The organism is Bradyrhizobium prioriisuperbiae (assembly GCF_032397745.1).
Taxonomy (GTDB): domain Bacteria; phylum Pseudomonadota; class Alphaproteobacteria; order Rhizobiales; family Xanthobacteraceae; genus Bradyrhizobium_A; species Bradyrhizobium_A prioriisuperbiae.
Genome location: NZ_CP135921.1, coordinates 6,314,718 through 6,331,779, shown reverse-complemented (window position 1 = coordinate 6,331,779; position 17,062 = coordinate 6,314,718). Strand labels below are relative to the sequence as shown.

The following is a 17,062-nucleotide window of genomic DNA, read 5'->3' as shown; positions in this document are numbered from 1 at the left end:
GAGTGGCGCAATGGACGAGATGCAGGGCCCTTCCAGCGACTCCCACCTGAAAGGCCGCAACAGGCCCGATCTTCACCAAGCCGACCTGCAGACCGATCTCATCGACAAGGATCTTGATGGCGACACGCTCCGCGAAGAATGCGGGGTGTTTGGCATTTTCGGGCATCCGGATGCCGCTGCAATCACCGCGCTGGGCCTTCACGCGCTCCAGCACCGCGGCCAGGAAGCTGCAGGCATCGTGGCATTCGACGGCACACGCTTTCATTCCGAGCGCCGGCTCGGCCTGGTCGGCGATACGTTTTCCCGCCGCGAAGTCATCGAGCGCTTGCCCGGCACGTCCGCCGTCGGCCATGTGCGTTATTCCACCACCGGTGAAACCATCCTGCGCAATGTACAGCCGCTGTTCGCCGAACTGAATGCTGGCGGTTTCGCCGTTGGACACAATGGCAACCTCACAAATGGCCTGACGCTGCGCCGCGAACTGGTGCGCGCCGGTGCCATGATGCAGTCGACAACCGACACCGAGGTGATCCTGCATCTGGTGGCACAGTCCAAGCGAAATCATTTCATCGATCGTTTCATCGAGTCGCTGCGCGCCATCGAAGGCGCCTACTCCCTGGTGGCGCTGACCAACAAGAAGCTGGTCGGCGCGCGCGACCCGCTTGGCATCCGTCCGCTGGTGCTGGGTGAGCTCGACGGCTGTCCTATCCTCGCCTCGGAAACCTGCGCACTCGACATTATCGGTGCCAAGTACATCCGCGACATCGAAAACGGCGAAGTGATCGTGTTCGACGAGAAGGGCGTGCAGAGCCACAAGCCATTCCCGCCGCAGGCGGCCCGCCCCTGCATGTTCGAGTACATTTATTTCTCGCGCCCGGATTCGATCGTCGGTGGCCGCTCGGTCTACGACGTGCGCAAATCGATCGGCGCCGAGCTCGCGCGCGAAAGCCACATCGATTGCGACGTCATCGTCCCGGTGCCGGACTCCGGCGTGCCGGCAGCGATCGGCTACAGCCAGCATTCCGGGGTGCCGTTTGAACTCGGCATCATCCGCAACCACTATGTCGGGCGTACTTTCATTCAGCCGACCCAGAGCATCCGCGAACTGGGCGTACGGATGAAGCACTCCGCCAATCGCGCAGCGATCGAAGGCAAGCGCATCATCCTGATCGACGACTCGCTGGTGCGCGGCACCACATCGAAGAAAATCGTGAAGATGATGCGCGACGCCGGCGCCCGTGAAGTGCACTTCCGCATCGCCTCGCCGCCGATCACGCACCCGGACTATTACGGCATCGACATGCCGGACCGCGCCAACCTGCTGGCGGCCACCCACACCATCGAAGAAATGCGCGAGTTGATCGGCTGCGACACCCTGGCCTTCCTCTCGGTCGACGGCCTGTACCGCGCCATGGGCGAGCCCGGCCGCGACCCGGCGCACCCGAAGTTCACCGATCATTATTTCACCGGCGATTATCCGACACCGCTGACCGACCAGAACCAGACCGAGCCGACCCCACGGCAGCTGTCGCTGCTGGCGGAAGCGAGCTGAGATCTTTCGGGCGTTTTTGGCCCGATATTCGTGCCGGCCGGGCTTGTCCCGGCCGTCTGCGTCTATAAAACCCCCATCAGAACGCTCCGGCGCAGGCCGGGCATGACGGTCGCTCGATATCACGGGGCAAGTAACAGCCATGGCAAAACCGCTTCAGGATCGCATCGCTCTGATCACAGGCGCCTCGCGTGGGATCGGCCATGCCACCGCCCGCGCCCTGGCGCGAGCCGGGGCACATATCGTAGCGGTTGCCCGGACCGTCGGCGGGCTGGAAGAACTCGACGACGAGATCCGCAAGGACGGCGGCAGTGCGACACTAGTCCCGCTCAATATGACGGATACCGACGGCATCGCCCGGCTCGGCGCGGCGCTGAACGAGCGCCATGGTAAGCTCGACATCCTCATCGGCAATGCGGGCATCCTGGGTCCGTCCTCGCCGCTCGGCCACATCGACCTCAAGGGCTGGAACGAGGTGATGGCGATCAACGTCACCGCGAACTTCCAGCTAGTCCGCTGCATGGAGCCGCTACTGAAGCAATCCGATGCCGGACGCGCCGTGTTCGTCACCTCGGGCGCGGCCAACAAAGCGCGCGCCTATCTCGGTCCCTACGCCACCTCGAAAGCTGCCGTCGAAACCCTGGCACGGGTCTGGGCCAACGAAGTGGCGTCGACACTGCTCCGCGTCAATCTGTTCAACCCAGGACCGATCCGCACCCGGATGCGCGCCGGCCTCATGCCCGGCGAAGATCCGATGACCCTCGACACGCCGGAGCAGGTCGCCGAATTCATTGTGCCGATGTGCCTGCCCTCATGGACCGACAACGGCAAGTTCTACGACTATCCGGCCCGCACCATCCTGGATTTTCGCGCGCCCGCTCACCCCTGATCGCCCGCTCCACTTCGAGATTTCCGCTCGATTGACTTGCCGCCGTCTGCGCTATTCACTTGGCATTCAAGCGGGGAAACACCCCGCACCGATAATGCCAGGGAGAGAACGCCATGACGCCAAGGCCGAATAGCGGGCGAGCACGACGCGCGAACGCTGAGCGTCGCATCCGCAGAATTCTCTCTGGTGCCGCCTGCTGTCTCCTCGCAGCCGTTGCGCTGCTCTCGGCTGCGACGTCGCGCGACGCTTTTGCGAGCGACATCCCTCGCTTCGAGGTCGACGCATCATGGCCAAAACCCCTGCCGAACAACTGGATCCTCGGCCAGGTCGGCGGCATCACGGTGGATTCCCAGGGACACATTTGGCTGATCCACCGCCCGCGCTCGCTGACCGATGATGAAAAAGGCGCAGCACTCACTCCGCCGCGTTCGAAATGCTGCGTGTCGGCGCCGCCGGTGCTCGAGTTCGATGTCGAGGGCAATATGCTGCGCGCCTGGGGCGGCCCCGGGACCGGCTATGAATGGGTCGGACGCGAACATGGCATCGAGGTCGACGAGAAAGGCTTTGTCTGGATCGGCGGCAACGCTGACAACGACAATGCCATCCTCAAATTCACGCTGGACGGCAAGTTCGTGATGCAGATCGGCAGCATCGCGCCGAGCAAGGGCAGCAACGACACCGCTCAGCTCGGCAAACCGGCGGAGACCGCCATCGACAAGGATGCCAACGAGATCTACGTCGCCGATGGTTACGGCAATCGCCGTGTCATCGTGTTTGACGCCACCACGGGAACCTACAAGCGGCACTGGGGCGCTTACGGCAAGCCACCGAACGACGACAAGCAGGCGGCCTATGATCCCAAGGCGCCGGTATCGCAACAATTCGGCAATCCGGTGCATTGCGTGAAGATCGCAGCCGACGGACTGGTCTATGTCTGCGACCGCATCAACAATCGGGTTCAGGTGTTCAAGAAGGACGGCACCTTCGTGAAGGAGTGGTTCTACGAGAAGAACACCCTCGGCAACGGCGCTATCTGGGATATCGCGATCTGGCCCAATCCGGCGCAGAGCTATCTGCTCAGTGCCGACGGCGAGAATAACGAAGTACGTATCCTGAAACGCGACGATGGCAGCGTAGTCGGCAGTTTCGGCCGCAACGGACGCAATGCCGGCCAATTCCACTGGGTTCACGCCCTCGCTGTCGACCAGAAAGGCAATGTCTATACCGCCGAAGTGGACACCGGAAAGCGCATCCAGAAATTCAAGCTGACTTCGGATGCGCTGCGCTGACAGTTTCTTGCCGTGAACCGACCGCCTTCCACCGCGACCAACATCGACATACAGAACACCATCAGGGAGATCATGCATGACCCGACAGATCCTTTTCGGCCTCGCTCTCAGCGCAATGGCGATGTCCCCAGCCTTCGCCGCGGACGTTTCCGGCACCTGGCTGCGCGACACCGGTGCGTCGCGGGTCAAGTTCGCGCCCTGCGGCGGCGCGATCTGCGGAAATCTGGTGTGGCTGAAACCCGGCGTCGAAACACCCGCCAAGGTCGGGCAACGGATCTTCTTCGACATGAAGCCGAGCGGCGCGGATTCCTGGAGCGGCAACGCCTTCAATCCGGAGGACGGTAAAACCTATTCCGGCAAGATGTCGCTGTCAGGCGATACACTGACGACATCCGGCTGCGTGATGGGCGGCATGATCTGCAAATCGACCACCTGGACGCGGGTGAACTGAGCCGGTCGCAGCATCGGAAACATCACTAAACGAGCGACTGCGGTACGATGAAGCCGCAGCGCTGCCGAAACCATGCGCAGAGATCACGAATTTTGTTTCCCGCGTTTTCGGGCGGTTCGATCGACACCGAACCGCCAAAATATTTGTTCAAATGCCGCCGACCTGAAACGGATGAAGCACCTTTTGCGTTGTTCATTCGAAAGGTTTGCGGATGGCGTTGTTGTTCGGAAGAAAATCACGTTCGGTTCGGCGCAGGGTCAACCAGGACGCCTGGATGTCCCTTGAAGGCGATTTTGCGGCCCGCAAATGCACTGTGGTCGATATCTCCGAGAACGGCGCCAAACTGAAAATTGAGGATCCGCAGTTCATCCGACCGCAATTCCGGCTGAAGTTTTCGCGAACCGACCATGGTCGCCGCTGCAAGGTGGCCTGGCGCAAGGGCCTCCTGCTCGGCGTCGAATTTCTTTAAAGGCCGCTCAGGTCGACGGGCGGTCCCCCGCTACGGCAAACTCCGACGGAGCCAGTCCCGACGTCAGGACTTGCGCTTGGCCTTGTGGGCGAACGGGTTGGCCTTTTCGCGTAGTGTAATGCGGATCGGTGTTCCCGGCAGATCGAACGCAGTTCGCATGCTGTTGGTGAGATAGCGCAGATAAGACTCGGGCACCGCGTCGGCGCGCGAGCAGAACACCACAAAGCTCGGCGGCCGCGCCTTGGCCTGGGTCACGTAATTCAGCCTCAGCCGTCGGCCGGATACCGCGGGCGGCGGATTGGCCGATGTCGCCTCCTCAAACCAGCGATTGAGCGTGCTGGTGGAGGTGCGGCGGTTCCAGATCGCGTAAGCGTCCTCGATTGCCTTCATCAGCTTGTCGATGCCCTCGCCCATCAGTCCCGAGACGGGAATGACCGGCACGCCTCTGACCTGGGGCAGCAGATGATCGGCATCCTGCCGCAGCGACGAGATCAGATTGGCCTGCTTGCCGAGCAGATCCGACTTGTTGACCGCAATCACCAGCGCGCGCCCTTCGCGCTCGATCAGATCCGCGATCCGCAGGTCCTGTTCCTCGAACCGGTTCTGCGCATCCATCATCAACACCACGACTTCGGCGAAACGAATGGCGCGGAGCGAATCGGCGACCGACAGTTTTTCCAGCTTCTCCTCGATCCGCGAGCGCCGTCGCATTCCGGCGGTGTCGAACAGGCGAAAACGCTGTCCCTTCCAGTCCAGGTCGACCGAGATGGAATCGCGGGTGGTGCCGGCCTGATCGCTGGTCAATAGCCGCTCTTCGCCGAGCAGGTGATTGATGAGCGTCGACTTCCCGGCATTGGGCCGGCCGACAATGGCCACCCGGATCGGACGATTGGCATGGGAGTCCCAGGTCTCCACATCATCTGTGGCGCCGTCGTCATCCTGCTCCGGCTCAGGCATCAGCACCCGCAGCGCGTCGTAAAATTCGCTCAGACCTTCGCCGTGCTCCGCCGAAATCTGCACGGGATCGCCGAGCCCGAGCGCGTAGGATTCCATCGCCCCCAGTTCGCCGTGCTTGCCTTCGCTCTTGTTGGCCAAGAGGACCACGGGCTTGTTGGCGCGCCGCGCCAGGTCGGCAAAGGTGCGATCGGCGGGCGTCAGTCCCAGGCGGGCATCGATCACGAATAGCAGGGCATCGGCGTCGCCGATCGCGGTCTCGGTTTGCTCCTGCATCCGCGCTGTCAGTGAGCCACGCGGCCCCTCATCGAGGCCAGCGGTGTCGATGATGGTGAATTCGAGGTCGCCGAGCCGGCCCTCACCCTCGCGACGATCGCGCGTCACCCCCGGCTGATCGTCGACCAGCGCGATCTTCTGCCCGACCAGACGGTTGAACAGGGTCGATTTGCCGACATTGGGCCGGCCGATGATCGCAAACGTAAAAGGCATGGCTGATCCGTTCGCCCGTTACGGACAACATGTCAACAACGGGGGTTGATCGACAAGGTCTGACCACGGCAACACTGCGAAAATCGCAGCCTGGATCAAGCCTCAGCGCGAGAAACTGCCGCTCGGGAGCGGCGCCGGGAATGCCGACTGTGACTGCTGGGCCGGCGCCGCCTGCTGCTGGGCCTGCGGGTCGGGCGGCGGGGCCGTCGTACGGGTCCGCTTGGTCACCTGTTTGGCCGGCGGCGGCGGGGCTGCTGGGGCAGCCGCCCCATCGGCCGCAGGCGCGTCCTGGGCGGCGGGTGCTGCGGCCGGCGCCGCGGCGTGCCGCCGCGCCCTGGACTTGGCTTTAGGCTGGGCTTTCTGCTCCTCGGCGGCGGCCGCGGCCTGCTGCTGCTGGAGCTGCTCTTCGCGCTGCCGTTGGTCGGCCGCGCCCTTGTAAAGGTCCTTCGGTACGCCCTGCTCGAGGCCTGGAACCCCTTCAGGGAATACCGGCTGGCGATTGCCCGGCACCTTCTTCTTGGTGTCGAGGAAATCGAGCATGTCGGTCGGATCGAAGCTGCTCAGTCCGCCGCCACCACAGCCCGCGAGCACGCTGCAAAGCGCGAACAGAACACCGGCGGTAATCAGACGTTGCGAGCGTCGCATGATGGTATCACTCGATTTGTTGTCGTCGTGGTCCGGAGGCACCGCGGTGTTGCGAAGCGCCGCCGTTTTTCGATCTCGGTTGCCGCCGTCAACTTTTGGCGACGGGCGGAAGCAAGGCCTGCAGCGCTTCCGCGCGGTTGCGGATGCTGCCGGGGCTTTCCGCATCGTTCATGATCAGCTCCACCCACTGCCGCGCCGCAGCCACGTCATTGGCACGCCAGGCAGACAGCGCCAGCAGATCCCGTGCGGTGTGGCGGAAAGCACGCCCGCCCGCGGTCACAGGTTCCAGGCGCTGACGAATCTCGTCATAGGGCGCGGTATCGATCAACAGCAAACCTGACCGCGTCTTGGCGAGGTCCTGCTCCGACTGCCCCACGCTGCCGTCAGCAGCGATGGCATCGAACAGTTTGATCGCCGCCTGCGGATCGCGCGAGGCTGTCTCCGACGCAGCGCGCAGGCGTGCCAGTGTCCGATAACCGGCCGGCGCGTCGGCCGCCAGCTTGGTGAAGGCCGCCTCGGCCTCGGTTTGCTTGTTCTGCTCCGCCAGTGTCACGGCAGCCTCGAAGGCCGCGCCGGCCTCAGCGGCCCGCTTGCCTTCCCAATATTGATAGCCGCGCCAGCCGGCGACGGCGGCAATGATCAGGACCACCGCCCCGATGATAAAGATGGAATAGCGATCCCACAGCTTCTTGAGCTGCTCGCGGCGCAATTCCTCGTCAACTTCGTCAAATAACTCAGACACTTATGTCATCCACCCCAAAACCTGCCGCAGGCCCAGGCAACCACATGCCGGCCTGCGCCAGCCCCAATCTGACGGCGCGATACCCTATCGATATGGCGGTGGCAAGGCAAAGTGAGCCTGTTCAACGAGTTACCAGCCGCTGAAGCCCCATCGTCCGCAGACCCGAGCCTGTCCGCCGGTCTTAGCGGTGGACCGACACGACACCACATCAGAGATCCAAACGACACTTACAGGGACACGTCATGCGCCATCTGCTCTTCGCCGCGGTCCTCCTGACGATACCCATGCTGACGCTCTCGGCCCCAGCACGGGCAATCGAATATCCGTGGTGTTCAGCGGAAAGCATCAACTGCTTCTATTCGAGCTTCGAGCAGTGCCAGGCGGCGATCTCCGGCCTGGGCCTGGATTGCACCCGCAACCCACGTTTAGTTGCGGAGAGCAGCGATACCCGCGCCGACACTGATCGCCCGGTGCGTCGCTCCGGCCGCAGCCGGGTGGCGCGATAAAGGGACCAACGCGACGGTGGGTGACGTGCCGACCGACACAGCCCCCGCCTCCGGCGGCTCAGGTCTTGCGCTCAGGTTTTGGGCTTCATTCCGTAGACATGCTCCGGTCCGGGAAAGGCGCGAGAGCGGACCTCGGTGGCATACCCCTCGATGGCGGCTTCGATCGCCGGCGCGAGATTGCCGTAGCGCTTGACGAACTTCGGCACCTTGGCCGACAGCCCGAGCATATCCTCCAGCACCAGCACCTGGCCGTCGCAGGCCGCGCTGGCACCGATGCCGATGGTGGGAATGCTGATGCTTTCGGTGATACGCCGCGCCAGCGGCTCCGCCACCGCCTCGACCACCACCGAAAACGCGCCGGCTTCCGAAATCGCTCGCGCATCGTTCTCGATACGAGCCCAGTCGGCTTCCTCGCGGCCCTGGGCACGGAACGAGCCCAGGGTGTTGATGGACTGCGGCGTCAGGCCGATATGCGCCATCACGGGCACGCCGCGCTCCGACAGGAACGCGATGGTGTCGGCCATGCGTGCGCCCCCCTCGAGCTTCACGGCGCCGCAGTGGGTCTCCTTCATGATGCGGGCGGCGGAATGGAACGCCTGCTCCTTCGAAGCCTCATAGGAGCCGAACGGCATGTCGACCACGACCAGCGACTGCTTCGACCCGCGCATCACCGCATGCCCCTGCAGGATCATCATTTCCAGCGTGACCGGCACGGTGGTCTCAAACCCGTGCATGACGTTGCCGAGCGAATCGCCAACCAGGATCACGTCGCAATAGCGGTCGACCAGCGTCGCGGTGTGAGCATGATACGAGGTCAGCATCACGATCGGATCGCCCCCCTTGCGGGCGCGGATATCCGGCGCCGTCTTGCGCTTCACAGCGGTCTGTACGGACATGGTCAAACTCCAAAAACGGGCACGCCGATCACCACGGGATGGAAGGCGAAGCCGAGGGCGAGGAAGACGACGATACCAACAGCCATCGCGATCAGATCGTTGGTGACACCACCGACGGGTATGGGCGGGGCGCCGGCGTCGTCGCGAGATTTCAGCGAGATCCGATCGTAGACCGCCCAGGCAAGGCACGATCCAAACAGGATGATCGATCCGAGATCGCCATTGGCCAGCAGGTGCGCCACCGCCCAGAGCTTGAAACCAGCAAGCATCGGATGCTTCAGGGTGGTGTAGATTTTTCCCCGCAGATATGAGGCCACCACCATGATGATCGCCGGCAGCATCAGCGCGACGGCCAGGTGCTTCATCGCAACTGGCGGATACCAGACATTGAACCAGCCATCAGCGCGGTACCGGGCGAAACCCCACACAATCAACGCAATCCCCATGGCAGAGATCAGCGAATAAAGAATTTTGTAGGTCCCGTCGCCCAGCGACTGGATGAAAGCCGAACGAATATCGCGGTGCATGGTCAGCGTGTGAACGCCGAGAAACAGCACCAGCCCCACAACGAGCAGCACGAGGCCCATCGGCTCAATCCCACCCTTTAATCGTTCCCCACCGGACACTGTGCCGTGAAAAGCCGCGCCGGAGCATTTCCGCGGTGCGGGCGCCTTGATATGATGCCGCCGCGTTCAGTCCGGGTATCACTTTTCCGGGCTTGCGCGCAATGCCGCCCGCCTTCCACCGTTACTTCGCCGTTCCCTGGACCAGCCATGCAACGCCCGCATCCAGGATTGCAATCTCTTTTCTCGCTGAACGAAATTGATTGGTTGATCTCATGAAAATATCCACGACTGCTGTCCTTGCCCTGCTGCTGGCCCCGGCGCCGCTGGCGGCGCAGGACTGGCCGACCAAACCGGTAAAGATCGTGGTGCCGTTCGCGCCGGGATCGACGCCCGACATGGTCGGCCGGGTGATCGCCGAGGACCTGCAGGCACGCCATCCGGGGACGAGCTTCATCATCGAAAACAAGCCCGGCGCCTCCGGCAACACCGGAACGGACTATGTCGCCAAATCCGAGCCGGACGGTGCGACGATCGGTATCAGCCTGGGCGGACCGCTCGCGATCAACACCCTGCTGTTTTCGAAACTGCCCTACGATCCGGCCAAGGATCTCGCGCCGATCACCATGCTGACCGCCCTGCCGAGCGTGCTGGTGGTGCCATCGGGCCTCGGTGTCGGCACGGTCAGGGATTTCGTGGCGCTGCTGAAGAGTGATGCCGGCAAGATCAGTTACGGCTCGATCGGCGCCGGCTCTCTGTCGCAACTCTGCATGGAAGCGATCGGACTGAAGGCCGGCGGGGGCAAAATGGTCCATATCCCGTTCGGCGGCTCGCCGCAGGCTGTCACTGCCGTGATCCGCAGCGATGTGCAGGCCGCCTGCCTGCCCGCCATCGCGGTGACACCGCAGCTCGCGTCGGGCGCAGTCAAAATCCTGGCGGTGACGACCGCCAAACGCTCGCCATTCCTGCCGGACATTCCGACGCTGACGGAAAGCGGTATCGACGTGGAATCGGATGCCTGGAACGCGCTGATTGCGCCGGCCGGCACACCGCCGGCGATCATTGCCAGGATCAACGCCGAGGTCGGCGACGCGCTGCGCAAGCCCGAAGTGATCGAAAAGCTGCGCACGCAGCTGATCACGCCGGTGCCTTCGACACCCGAAGAGGTGAGCGCACGCATGGCAGCGGAGAAAAAACTATGGGCCGATGTGGTCAAGGCCGCCGACATCAAGATCAACTGACCGCCGCCCTGACCTATCAACCAATAGCAAGAACGGGAGAACACCCCATGAAAGTCAAAACCATTGCAGCGAATCTTGCCTGCGCCGCCCTCGCCGTCGCGTTGCTTCAGGGCGTGGCCCACGCAGCCGAGGTCAAGGTGATGATCTCCGGGGGCCTCTCCGCTGCCTACAAGGAGCTGGTGCCGCAGTTCGAAAAGGCGACCGGAAATACCGTCGTCACCGCCTATGGCCCCTCGATGGGCACCACGGAAAATGCGATTCCCGTGCGGCTTGCTCGCGGCGAAGCTGCCGACGTGCTGATCATGGTCGGTGACGCGCTCGGCAAGATGATCGAACAGGGCAAAGCGATGGAAGGCAGTCGCGTGGATCTCGTGCGTTCCCCCATCGGCATGGTGGTGAAAACGGGCGCGCCGAAGCCGGACATCAGCACGCAGGATGCGCTGAAGCAGACGCTGCTCAACGCCAAGTCGGTCGCCTACTCCGACAGCGCCAGTGGCGTCTATGTCGGTGGCGAACTGTTTGAGAAACTTGGCATCGTCGAGCAGATGAAGGGCAAGGCGAAGATGATTCCGGCTGAACCGGTGGCCGCAGGCGTCGCCCGGGGCGACAGCGAACTGGGTTTCCAGCAAATCAGCGAACTCCTGCCTGTGCCCGGCATCGACCTGGTCGGCCCGCTGCCGGGAGCTGTGCAGAAGATCACGATCTTTTCCGCCGGCATCGCAGCCGCGGCGAAGGAACCCGCAGCCGGCAAAGCGCTGATTGCCTTCCTCGCCTCGCCCCAGGCGGCCCCGGTGCTGAAGAAGACGGGGCTCGATCCGTTCGTCGCACCAGAGAAATAGCGACCGCGGCCCCATGCCACGGGATGACGGCTGCGTTTCATCTGTCTGTCATATTCGGGTAGCCGCACCGTCACGGTCGCTGTCCACAAAGGCCCGGTTTCACCACCAATTGGGGCCTCCATGATCCGCAAGCTACTGCTGACGAGCACTGCCGTCTGTCTCGTCCACATCTTTCCCGCGTTCGCACAACAGGAGTTTCCCGCCAAGCTCGCCGGCCACGCCGTGCTGCCGGCGGAAACCTTCGTCGCGGCCCCGGCCGATGCGCCGGTCGATCTGAAGACATCGGGCAAATACACCACCGGCAAGCGCGTCGACGACCTCGGCACCGTGATGGGCAAGTCCTACGAGCGTGACACCGGGGTGAAGCTGCCCTTCAAGGGACAGCCGATCCAGGGCCATTCGGGCATCAAGGTGATGCCGGACGGCTCGTTCTGGATCATCACCGACAACGGCATGGGCGCCAAGGCCAACTCGCCGGACTCGATGCTGTATCTCAATCACTGGACCATCGACTGGGCCAACGGTGACTGGAAGAACCTCGGCACCGTGTTCCTGCACGATCCCGACAAGAAGGTGCCGTTCCGCATCGTCCATGAGGGCACCGATAAGCGCTATCTGACCGGTTCAGACTTCGACACCGAAGGCTTCCAGATCATCGGCGACACACTGTGGATCGGCGACGAGTTCGGTCCCTACATCATCAAAGCCGACATGACCGGCAAGGTGCAGGCGGTGTTCGAGACCACGGCCGACGGCAAGCCGGTGCGCTCGCCTGACAACTATGCCGCCGCCTCGCCTGGCGCGCCAGGCGCCACCTACACCAACGTCAACCTGCGCCGCTCCAAGGGCTTTGAAGGCTTTGCCGCCAGCAAGGATGGCAAGTTCCTCTACGGCCTGCTGGAAGGCCCGCTCTGGGATGCCGAGAAGAAAGACTGGGAACGGCTCGACGGCAACGAGGCGTCCCGCATCCTCGAGTTCGATGTCGCTGCGCAGAAATTCACCGGGCGGTTCTGGTACTACCGCTTCGAGGCCAACGGCAATGCGATCGGCGACTTCAACATGATCGACGGCACCACCGGCCTCGTGATCGAGCGCGACAACGGCGAAGGCACGGCGGACAAGGCTTGCGCCGCCGGCGTGCGTGGACCGGATTGCTTCGGCGATCTCGCCAAGTTCAAGCGCGTCTACAAGATCGAGCTGACCGATGCCAATGCCGGCCAGCCGGTGCGCAAGATCGGCTACATCGACCTGATGAAGATTCAGGACCCGGACAAGAAGGCCAGGAAGCCGCTGACCAACGGCGTGCTGACCTTCCCATTCTTCACCATCGAGAATGTCGACGTTGTCGATGCGACGCATATCGTGGTCGGTAACGACAACAACCTGCCGTTCTCCTCGAGCCGTGAGCCCAACAAGGCCGACGACAACGAGATGATGCTGCTTGAGGTCGGCGATCTGCTCAAGGCGAAGTAAGTTTTGCTTGCTGATGCTTGAAAGTCCCCGGGGATATCCCTGGGGACTTTTTCGTTCGGAGCCGATTTAAAATTCTCAAGGCTGCGCCGGGCGCCCCAGTGTCCGGTTATCGACATAGCGGATCAGGATCGGCCGGCCGGCGATCGCGCCGCCGAATCCCTGACTGAACGACAGCGGTGCACAGTGCGCCAGGGACTCGTCGATCGCCTGCCGGTAGGCATTGCGCGTATCCGAGGACACGCTGGGCGTCGCATATGTCAGCTGCGGCGGCGCGATCAACGCACCGTCGCGTTTGAAACTGAACTTCACAGCCATCTGCATGTCCGCCTGCGCCGCATCTTCCGGCGGCGGCGTCCAGCAGGACCGCAATGCCCTGAACAAGTCGCCGATGGTATCGAGGTCGTGGTCGGGTTTCTGGTACTTGGCAGTGTCCTTTTCAGCCGGCTTGCTTTCCACCGTGACCTGCAGGTTCTCTCCGATAGGATAATCGATCTCGGGGTTGCAGGGACCATGGTCAAGCGGGCTGCACACCGACGGTGTGCAGGGACCGCTGTCCAGCACGCTGCAAGGCGCATGCGCGAAAGGAGAAGGGTCGGCGGGAGGGCGTTCAGCGGCCACGGACACCCCGGCCGTGACGAGCATCACCAACCCGGCAACCAGCCAACTAGAAACGCACCGCAGCATGATCAAGCTCTCGAGTCCGACATGCTCAACATAACCCCGGACGCATGGCAAAAAGCCATCAAGCCTGCATCACATTTTTGCGCTCATCGCCGAGAGCTCGGCAATCAGCGCCGTCTCGCTTGGAAGGTCCAGAATGCCGGCCCCATAGAGCGAAATGCCACCATAGAGCAGGATGTAGATCTTCATCACGGCGCGGCGCCGTTCCGATGGAGCCTCGATATCTCCGCAGAAAATCCGCATCGCTTCGGTGATGACCTTGTGGACGGCGGCTTGAAGCGACGGCGAGTTCTTCATGGTCCCGTGCGGCCGGCTGACCATCAAGCCGTAGATCGTCCGGTGCGCGAGCGCGAAGCGGACATATTGCGCGACATAATCATCGGAGGTTTGGGTTTCGGCCAGGATCGCAGCCAGCCGCTCGTAAGCTTCGGTGGCGACCGCATCGAGCAGCGCCTCACGATCTTCGAAATGATTGTAAAGGGAGCGATGCGCGACCCCGACCGCATCAGCCACTTGTCTCATGCTCAGGGCTTCGTGGCCGGCGTCGGCCACGAGACGATAAGCGATCGCAAGTGCCTCGGACTTGAGATTGCCATGGCGATAGGTGGTGCGGCGCGGCCTGGTCGTCATGCGCCCCCTTTTACAAAGCACTCCGCCAAATTACCACGTTGATGGGGAGCACCGGCCGGCCGGCGGTCTCTTGGCCTGCCGATCAGGCACTGGCGCGGCTGGCCACCCGATCCTCGCCATACTGTGGGGTCAGGTCCTCATCGATCATCGCCCGGATCATTGCGATCACCGCACCGCGCGCCCGCGCCTTGGTCGCGGCATGGCTCGCCATGTTGAGTGTGCTCAGAGCGTGCGCCGCCTCCTCTGCCGCGCGGACCAGGTCGTCGGCCGGCACCAGGCGATCGAAGAACCCCGCCGTCACAGCTTCTGCAGGGCCAAACATTTCCGCCGTCACCACGACGCGATTGAAGTAGGCCGGGGTCAGCCGCTGGCGCGCAATTTCGACGGCAAACCGAGGAACCGTCAGTCCGATGGCAACCTCGTTCATGCCGATCCGATACGCGCCTTCCGCGGCGATCCGATGATCGGACGACAAGATCAGGAATGCTCCCATCGGAAAAGCGTTGCCATTGCACGCAGCGACAACCGGTGTGGGGAACGACAGAATGCGCAGCGCAAGCTCCGCACCTGCCCGGACCATGAGATACTGCTCGGTCGCGCTGCCCTTGGCGAACACATTGAGGTCGAAACCACCCGAAAAATGCCGTCCCTGTGCGGTCAGGATCACCACCGTTTTGTCCCGCTCCGCTGCGTCGAACGCGGCGTGAAGTGCGTTCAGCATGTGGAGCGACATCACATTGGCCTTGCCATCGTTCATGACGATGATGCTGACCGCACCTGCGCGCGTGTAAGTCACCGGATCCAGCATCGGTTCCTCCCTAAAGCATCCAATGGATACATTAGGGCAAGCAGGATCCGATGCAAGTGTGTCGTCGTGTCACACGAGATGATCCGGCCAGAGCCTTTTCCGTTCCGATAGAATCGGAACGGGGCTCTAGCATTTTATTTTAACGCGTTTTCTTGACGCGAACCGGTATCCACTTCGCTGGAAAACGCTCTCGCAGCGGACGGCCGCCCTCGATCAGACCTCATGGGCTCGATCGCAAGAGAGGGATCGTGGTTGTTCTGGATAAAACCGGGAACGCGAAAGGAGGCGGCCGCGACCGCCCTCACCCCTTCTTCTTCACGTCCTTGACATTAGTAAACGCAATGCCTTCCGCGCGCTCGCGGGTGTAGTCGAGATAGAACTGGTTCTTCGCCAGGAACACCAGATCGCTGTCGACATCTTCCGCGATGCTGGAGCCGTTAGCGTTGACAAAGGCATCGAAGGTCTTGCGCTCATCGGCGGCAATCCAGCGCGCCAGCGAGAACTCACTGACCTCGAAGTCTACTGGCAAGCCATACTCGGCGTCGAGGCGCGCTTTCAGCACGTCGAGTTGCAGTTGTCCGACCACGCCCACCAAGGCCGGCGAGCCATCGCGCGGGCGAAACACCTGCACCACGCCCTCCTCCGACATCTGCTGCAAGGCTTCCTTCAGCTTCTTGGCCTTCATGGCGTCGGTCAGCTTGACGCGGCGGAGGATTTCCGGCGCGAAGCTGGGTACGCCGACGAAAGTGATGTCCTCGCCCTCGGTCAGGGTGTCGCCGATCCGCAGGGTGCCATGATTGGGAATACCGACGACGTCGCCGGCGAAGGCTTCGTCCGCCAGCGCGCGGTCTTGCGCAAAGAAGAACTGCGGCGACGACAGACTCATCGGCTTGCCGGTACGCGTCAGCTTCGCCTTCATGCCGCGCACGAGCTTGCCCGAACACAGCCGCGCGAACGCGATGCGGTCGCGGTGGTTCGGATCCATGTTGGCCTGGATCTTGAAAACGAAGGCGGACATCCGCGATTCGGCGGCTTCCACCTTGCGCAGGTTGCTCTCTTGCGCGCGCGGTGGCGGCGCATAGCGCCCGAGCCCTTCCAGGAGATCGCCGACGCCGAAATTGCGCAACGCGCTGCCGAAGAATACCGGAGTCAGATGGCCCTCGCGGAACGCATCGAGATCGAACGGTTTGCAGGCCTCCGAGACCAGCGCGAGCTCTTCCTTGATGGCTTCCGCGTCGAGATTGGCGTTGCGGCCGGCGAGCTCGGAAATCTCGATCTTCTCGGCCGCACCGGTCTTGGCACCGCCGCCTTCCAGCAGACGGACGCCACCGGTGGCAATGTCGTAGGTGCCGAGGAAGTCTCGCCCCCGCCCCACCGGCCAGGTCATCGGCGTGGTGTCGAGCGCCAGCGTCTTCTCGATCTCGTCCAGCAAATCGAACGGATCGCGGGTTTCGCGGTCCATCTTGTTGATGAAGGTGATGATCGGAATGTCACGGAGACGGCAGACTTCGAACAGCTTGCGGGTGCGCGCTTCGATGCCCTTGGCGGCGTCGATCACCATCACGGCCGAATCGACCGCGGTCAGGGTCCGGTAGGTATCCTCCGAGAAGTCCTCATGGCCTGGGGTGTCGAGCAGGTTGAAGACGAGATTGTCGAATTCGAAGGTCATCACCGAGGTCACGACCGAGATGCCGCGCTCGCGCTCGATCTTCATCCAGTCCGAGCGGGTATTGCGTCGCTCGCCCTTGGCCTTGACCTGCCCCGCCAGATTGATGGCGCCGCCGAACAGCAAGAGCTTTTCGGTCAGCGTGGTCTTGCCGGCGTCGGGGTGGGAAATGATCGCAAAGGTCCGCCGCCTGGCCACTTCAGCGGCGAGCGGCGACGACGGGGCGTCGGTGGTGAGTGCAAGATCGGACATGATGCGTGCGTGTGACAAAGAAACGCGGCG

General features: G+C 62.8%; 18 protein-coding genes. 9 read left to right on the top strand and 9 right to left on the bottom strand.

Annotation, left to right across the window (positions count from 1 at the left end; all coding sequences use genetic code 11):
- Positions 1-10: 10 nt before the first annotated feature.
- The 5 genes from purF to RS897_RS29975 all read left to right on the top strand — a co-directional run bounded on the left by purF (position 11) and on the right by RS897_RS29975 (position 4,647).
- Entirely contained in the window at positions 11-1,552 is a 1,542-nt protein-coding gene (purF, locus tag RS897_RS29995) for an amidophosphoribosyltransferase (protein ID WP_315832316.1), read from the top strand.
- A 139-nt stretch (positions 1,553-1,691) separates the two neighbouring features.
- Positions 1,692-2,438 (top strand): SDR family NAD(P)-dependent oxidoreductase, encoded by a 747-nt coding sequence (locus tag RS897_RS29990; protein ID WP_315832315.1) that lies wholly within the window; start codon positions 1,692-1,694, stop codon positions 2,436-2,438.
- A gap of 113 nt (positions 2,439-2,551) precedes the next feature.
- A complete protein-coding gene (locus RS897_RS29985) occupies positions 2,552-3,727 on the top strand; it encodes an NHL repeat-containing protein (protein WP_315832314.1) in 1,176 nt (391 codons plus the stop codon).
- A 76-nt stretch (positions 3,728-3,803) separates the two neighbouring features.
- The gene (locus tag RS897_RS29980) at positions 3,804-4,178 is read left to right on the top strand and encodes a DUF2147 domain-containing protein (protein WP_315832313.1); all 375 of its coding nucleotides are present in this window, start codon (positions 3,804-3,806) and stop codon (positions 4,176-4,178) included.
- A 211-nt stretch (positions 4,179-4,389) separates the two neighbouring features.
- Positions 4,390-4,647 carry a PilZ domain-containing protein gene (locus tag RS897_RS29975; protein WP_407654344.1) on the top strand — a complete coding sequence of 86 codons (258 nt, stop codon included), beginning with the start codon at positions 4,390-4,392 and terminating at the stop codon, positions 4,645-4,647.
- A gap of 63 nt (positions 4,648-4,710) precedes the next feature.
- Here the strand turns inward: RS897_RS29975 and der are convergent, their stop codons facing one another.
- The 3 genes from der to RS897_RS29960 all read right to left on the bottom strand — a co-directional run bounded on the left by der (position 4,711) and on the right by RS897_RS29960 (position 7,477).
- Positions 4,711-6,090: a ribosome biogenesis GTPase Der gene (gene der / locus RS897_RS29970; protein WP_315832311.1), complete on the bottom strand. Its 1,380-nt coding sequence runs from the start codon at positions 6,088-6,090 to the stop codon at positions 4,711-4,713.
- A gap of 102 nt (positions 6,091-6,192) precedes the next feature.
- Positions 6,193-6,735, bottom strand: a complete 543-nt coding sequence (locus RS897_RS29965; RefSeq protein WP_315832310.1) for a hypothetical protein — start codon at positions 6,733-6,735, stop codon at positions 6,193-6,195.
- Positions 6,736-6,823: 88 nt separating this feature from the next.
- The gene (locus tag RS897_RS29960; protein ID WP_315832309.1) at positions 6,824-7,477 is read right to left on the bottom strand and encodes a tetratricopeptide repeat protein; all 654 of its coding nucleotides are present in this window, start codon (positions 7,475-7,477) and stop codon (positions 6,824-6,826) included.
- Between the two features lie 242 nt (positions 7,478-7,719).
- On the opposite strand from RS897_RS29960, the gene RS897_RS29955 reads away from it, so the two are divergent.
- A complete protein-coding gene (locus RS897_RS29955; protein WP_315832308.1) occupies positions 7,720-7,983 on the top strand; it encodes a DUF3551 domain-containing protein in 264 nt (87 codons plus the stop codon).
- Between the two features lie 71 nt (positions 7,984-8,054).
- Here the strand turns inward: RS897_RS29955 and panB are convergent, their stop codons facing one another.
- Positions 8,055-8,879, bottom strand: coding sequence for a 3-methyl-2-oxobutanoate hydroxymethyltransferase (gene panB, locus RS897_RS29950; protein WP_315832307.1), 825 nt, complete (start codon positions 8,877-8,879; stop codon positions 8,055-8,057).
- A gap of 2 nt (positions 8,880-8,881) precedes the next feature.
- A complete protein-coding gene (locus RS897_RS29945) occupies positions 8,882-9,466 on the bottom strand; it encodes an NnrU family protein (protein WP_315832306.1) in 585 nt (194 codons plus the stop codon).
- A gap of 251 nt (positions 9,467-9,717) precedes the next feature.
- On the opposite strand from RS897_RS29945, the gene RS897_RS29940 reads away from it, so the two are divergent.
- From RS897_RS29940 to RS897_RS29930, 3 genes are all read left to right on the top strand, one after another.
- Positions 9,718-10,683, top strand: a complete 966-nt coding sequence (locus RS897_RS29940; RefSeq protein WP_315832305.1) for a Bug family tripartite tricarboxylate transporter substrate binding protein — start codon at positions 9,718-9,720, stop codon at positions 10,681-10,683.
- Positions 10,684-10,730: 47 nt separating this feature from the next.
- On the top strand, positions 10,731-11,522 hold the full coding sequence (locus tag RS897_RS29935; RefSeq protein ID WP_315832304.1) for a substrate-binding domain-containing protein: 792 nt from the start codon (positions 10,731-10,733) through the stop codon (positions 11,520-11,522).
- Positions 11,523-11,642: 120 nt separating this feature from the next.
- Positions 11,643-12,995 (top strand): esterase-like activity of phytase family protein, encoded by a 1,353-nt coding sequence (locus tag RS897_RS29930; RefSeq protein ID WP_407654343.1) that lies wholly within the window; start codon positions 11,643-11,645, stop codon positions 12,993-12,995.
- 75 nt (positions 12,996-13,070) lie between these two features.
- Here the strand turns inward: RS897_RS29930 and RS897_RS29925 are convergent, their stop codons facing one another.
- From RS897_RS29925 to RS897_RS29910, 4 genes are all read right to left on the bottom strand, one after another.
- Positions 13,071-13,679 carry a hypothetical protein gene (locus RS897_RS29925; protein ID WP_407654576.1) on the bottom strand — a complete coding sequence of 203 codons (609 nt, stop codon included), beginning with the start codon at positions 13,677-13,679 and terminating at the stop codon, positions 13,071-13,073.
- Positions 13,680-13,748: 69 nt separating this feature from the next.
- The gene (locus RS897_RS29920; RefSeq protein WP_315832303.1) at positions 13,749-14,306 is read right to left on the bottom strand and encodes a TetR/AcrR family transcriptional regulator; all 558 of its coding nucleotides are present in this window, start codon (positions 14,304-14,306) and stop codon (positions 13,749-13,751) included.
- 82 nt (positions 14,307-14,388) lie between these two features.
- Complete coding sequence (locus RS897_RS29915; RefSeq protein ID WP_315832302.1) at positions 14,389-15,114, bottom strand: crotonase/enoyl-CoA hydratase family protein; 726 nt, start codon at positions 15,112-15,114, stop codon at positions 14,389-14,391.
- Positions 15,115-15,415: 301 nt separating this feature from the next.
- Positions 15,416-17,032, bottom strand: a complete 1,617-nt coding sequence (locus RS897_RS29910; protein WP_315832301.1) for a peptide chain release factor 3 — start codon at positions 17,030-17,032, stop codon at positions 15,416-15,418.
- Positions 17,033-17,062 lie beyond the last annotated feature (30 nt).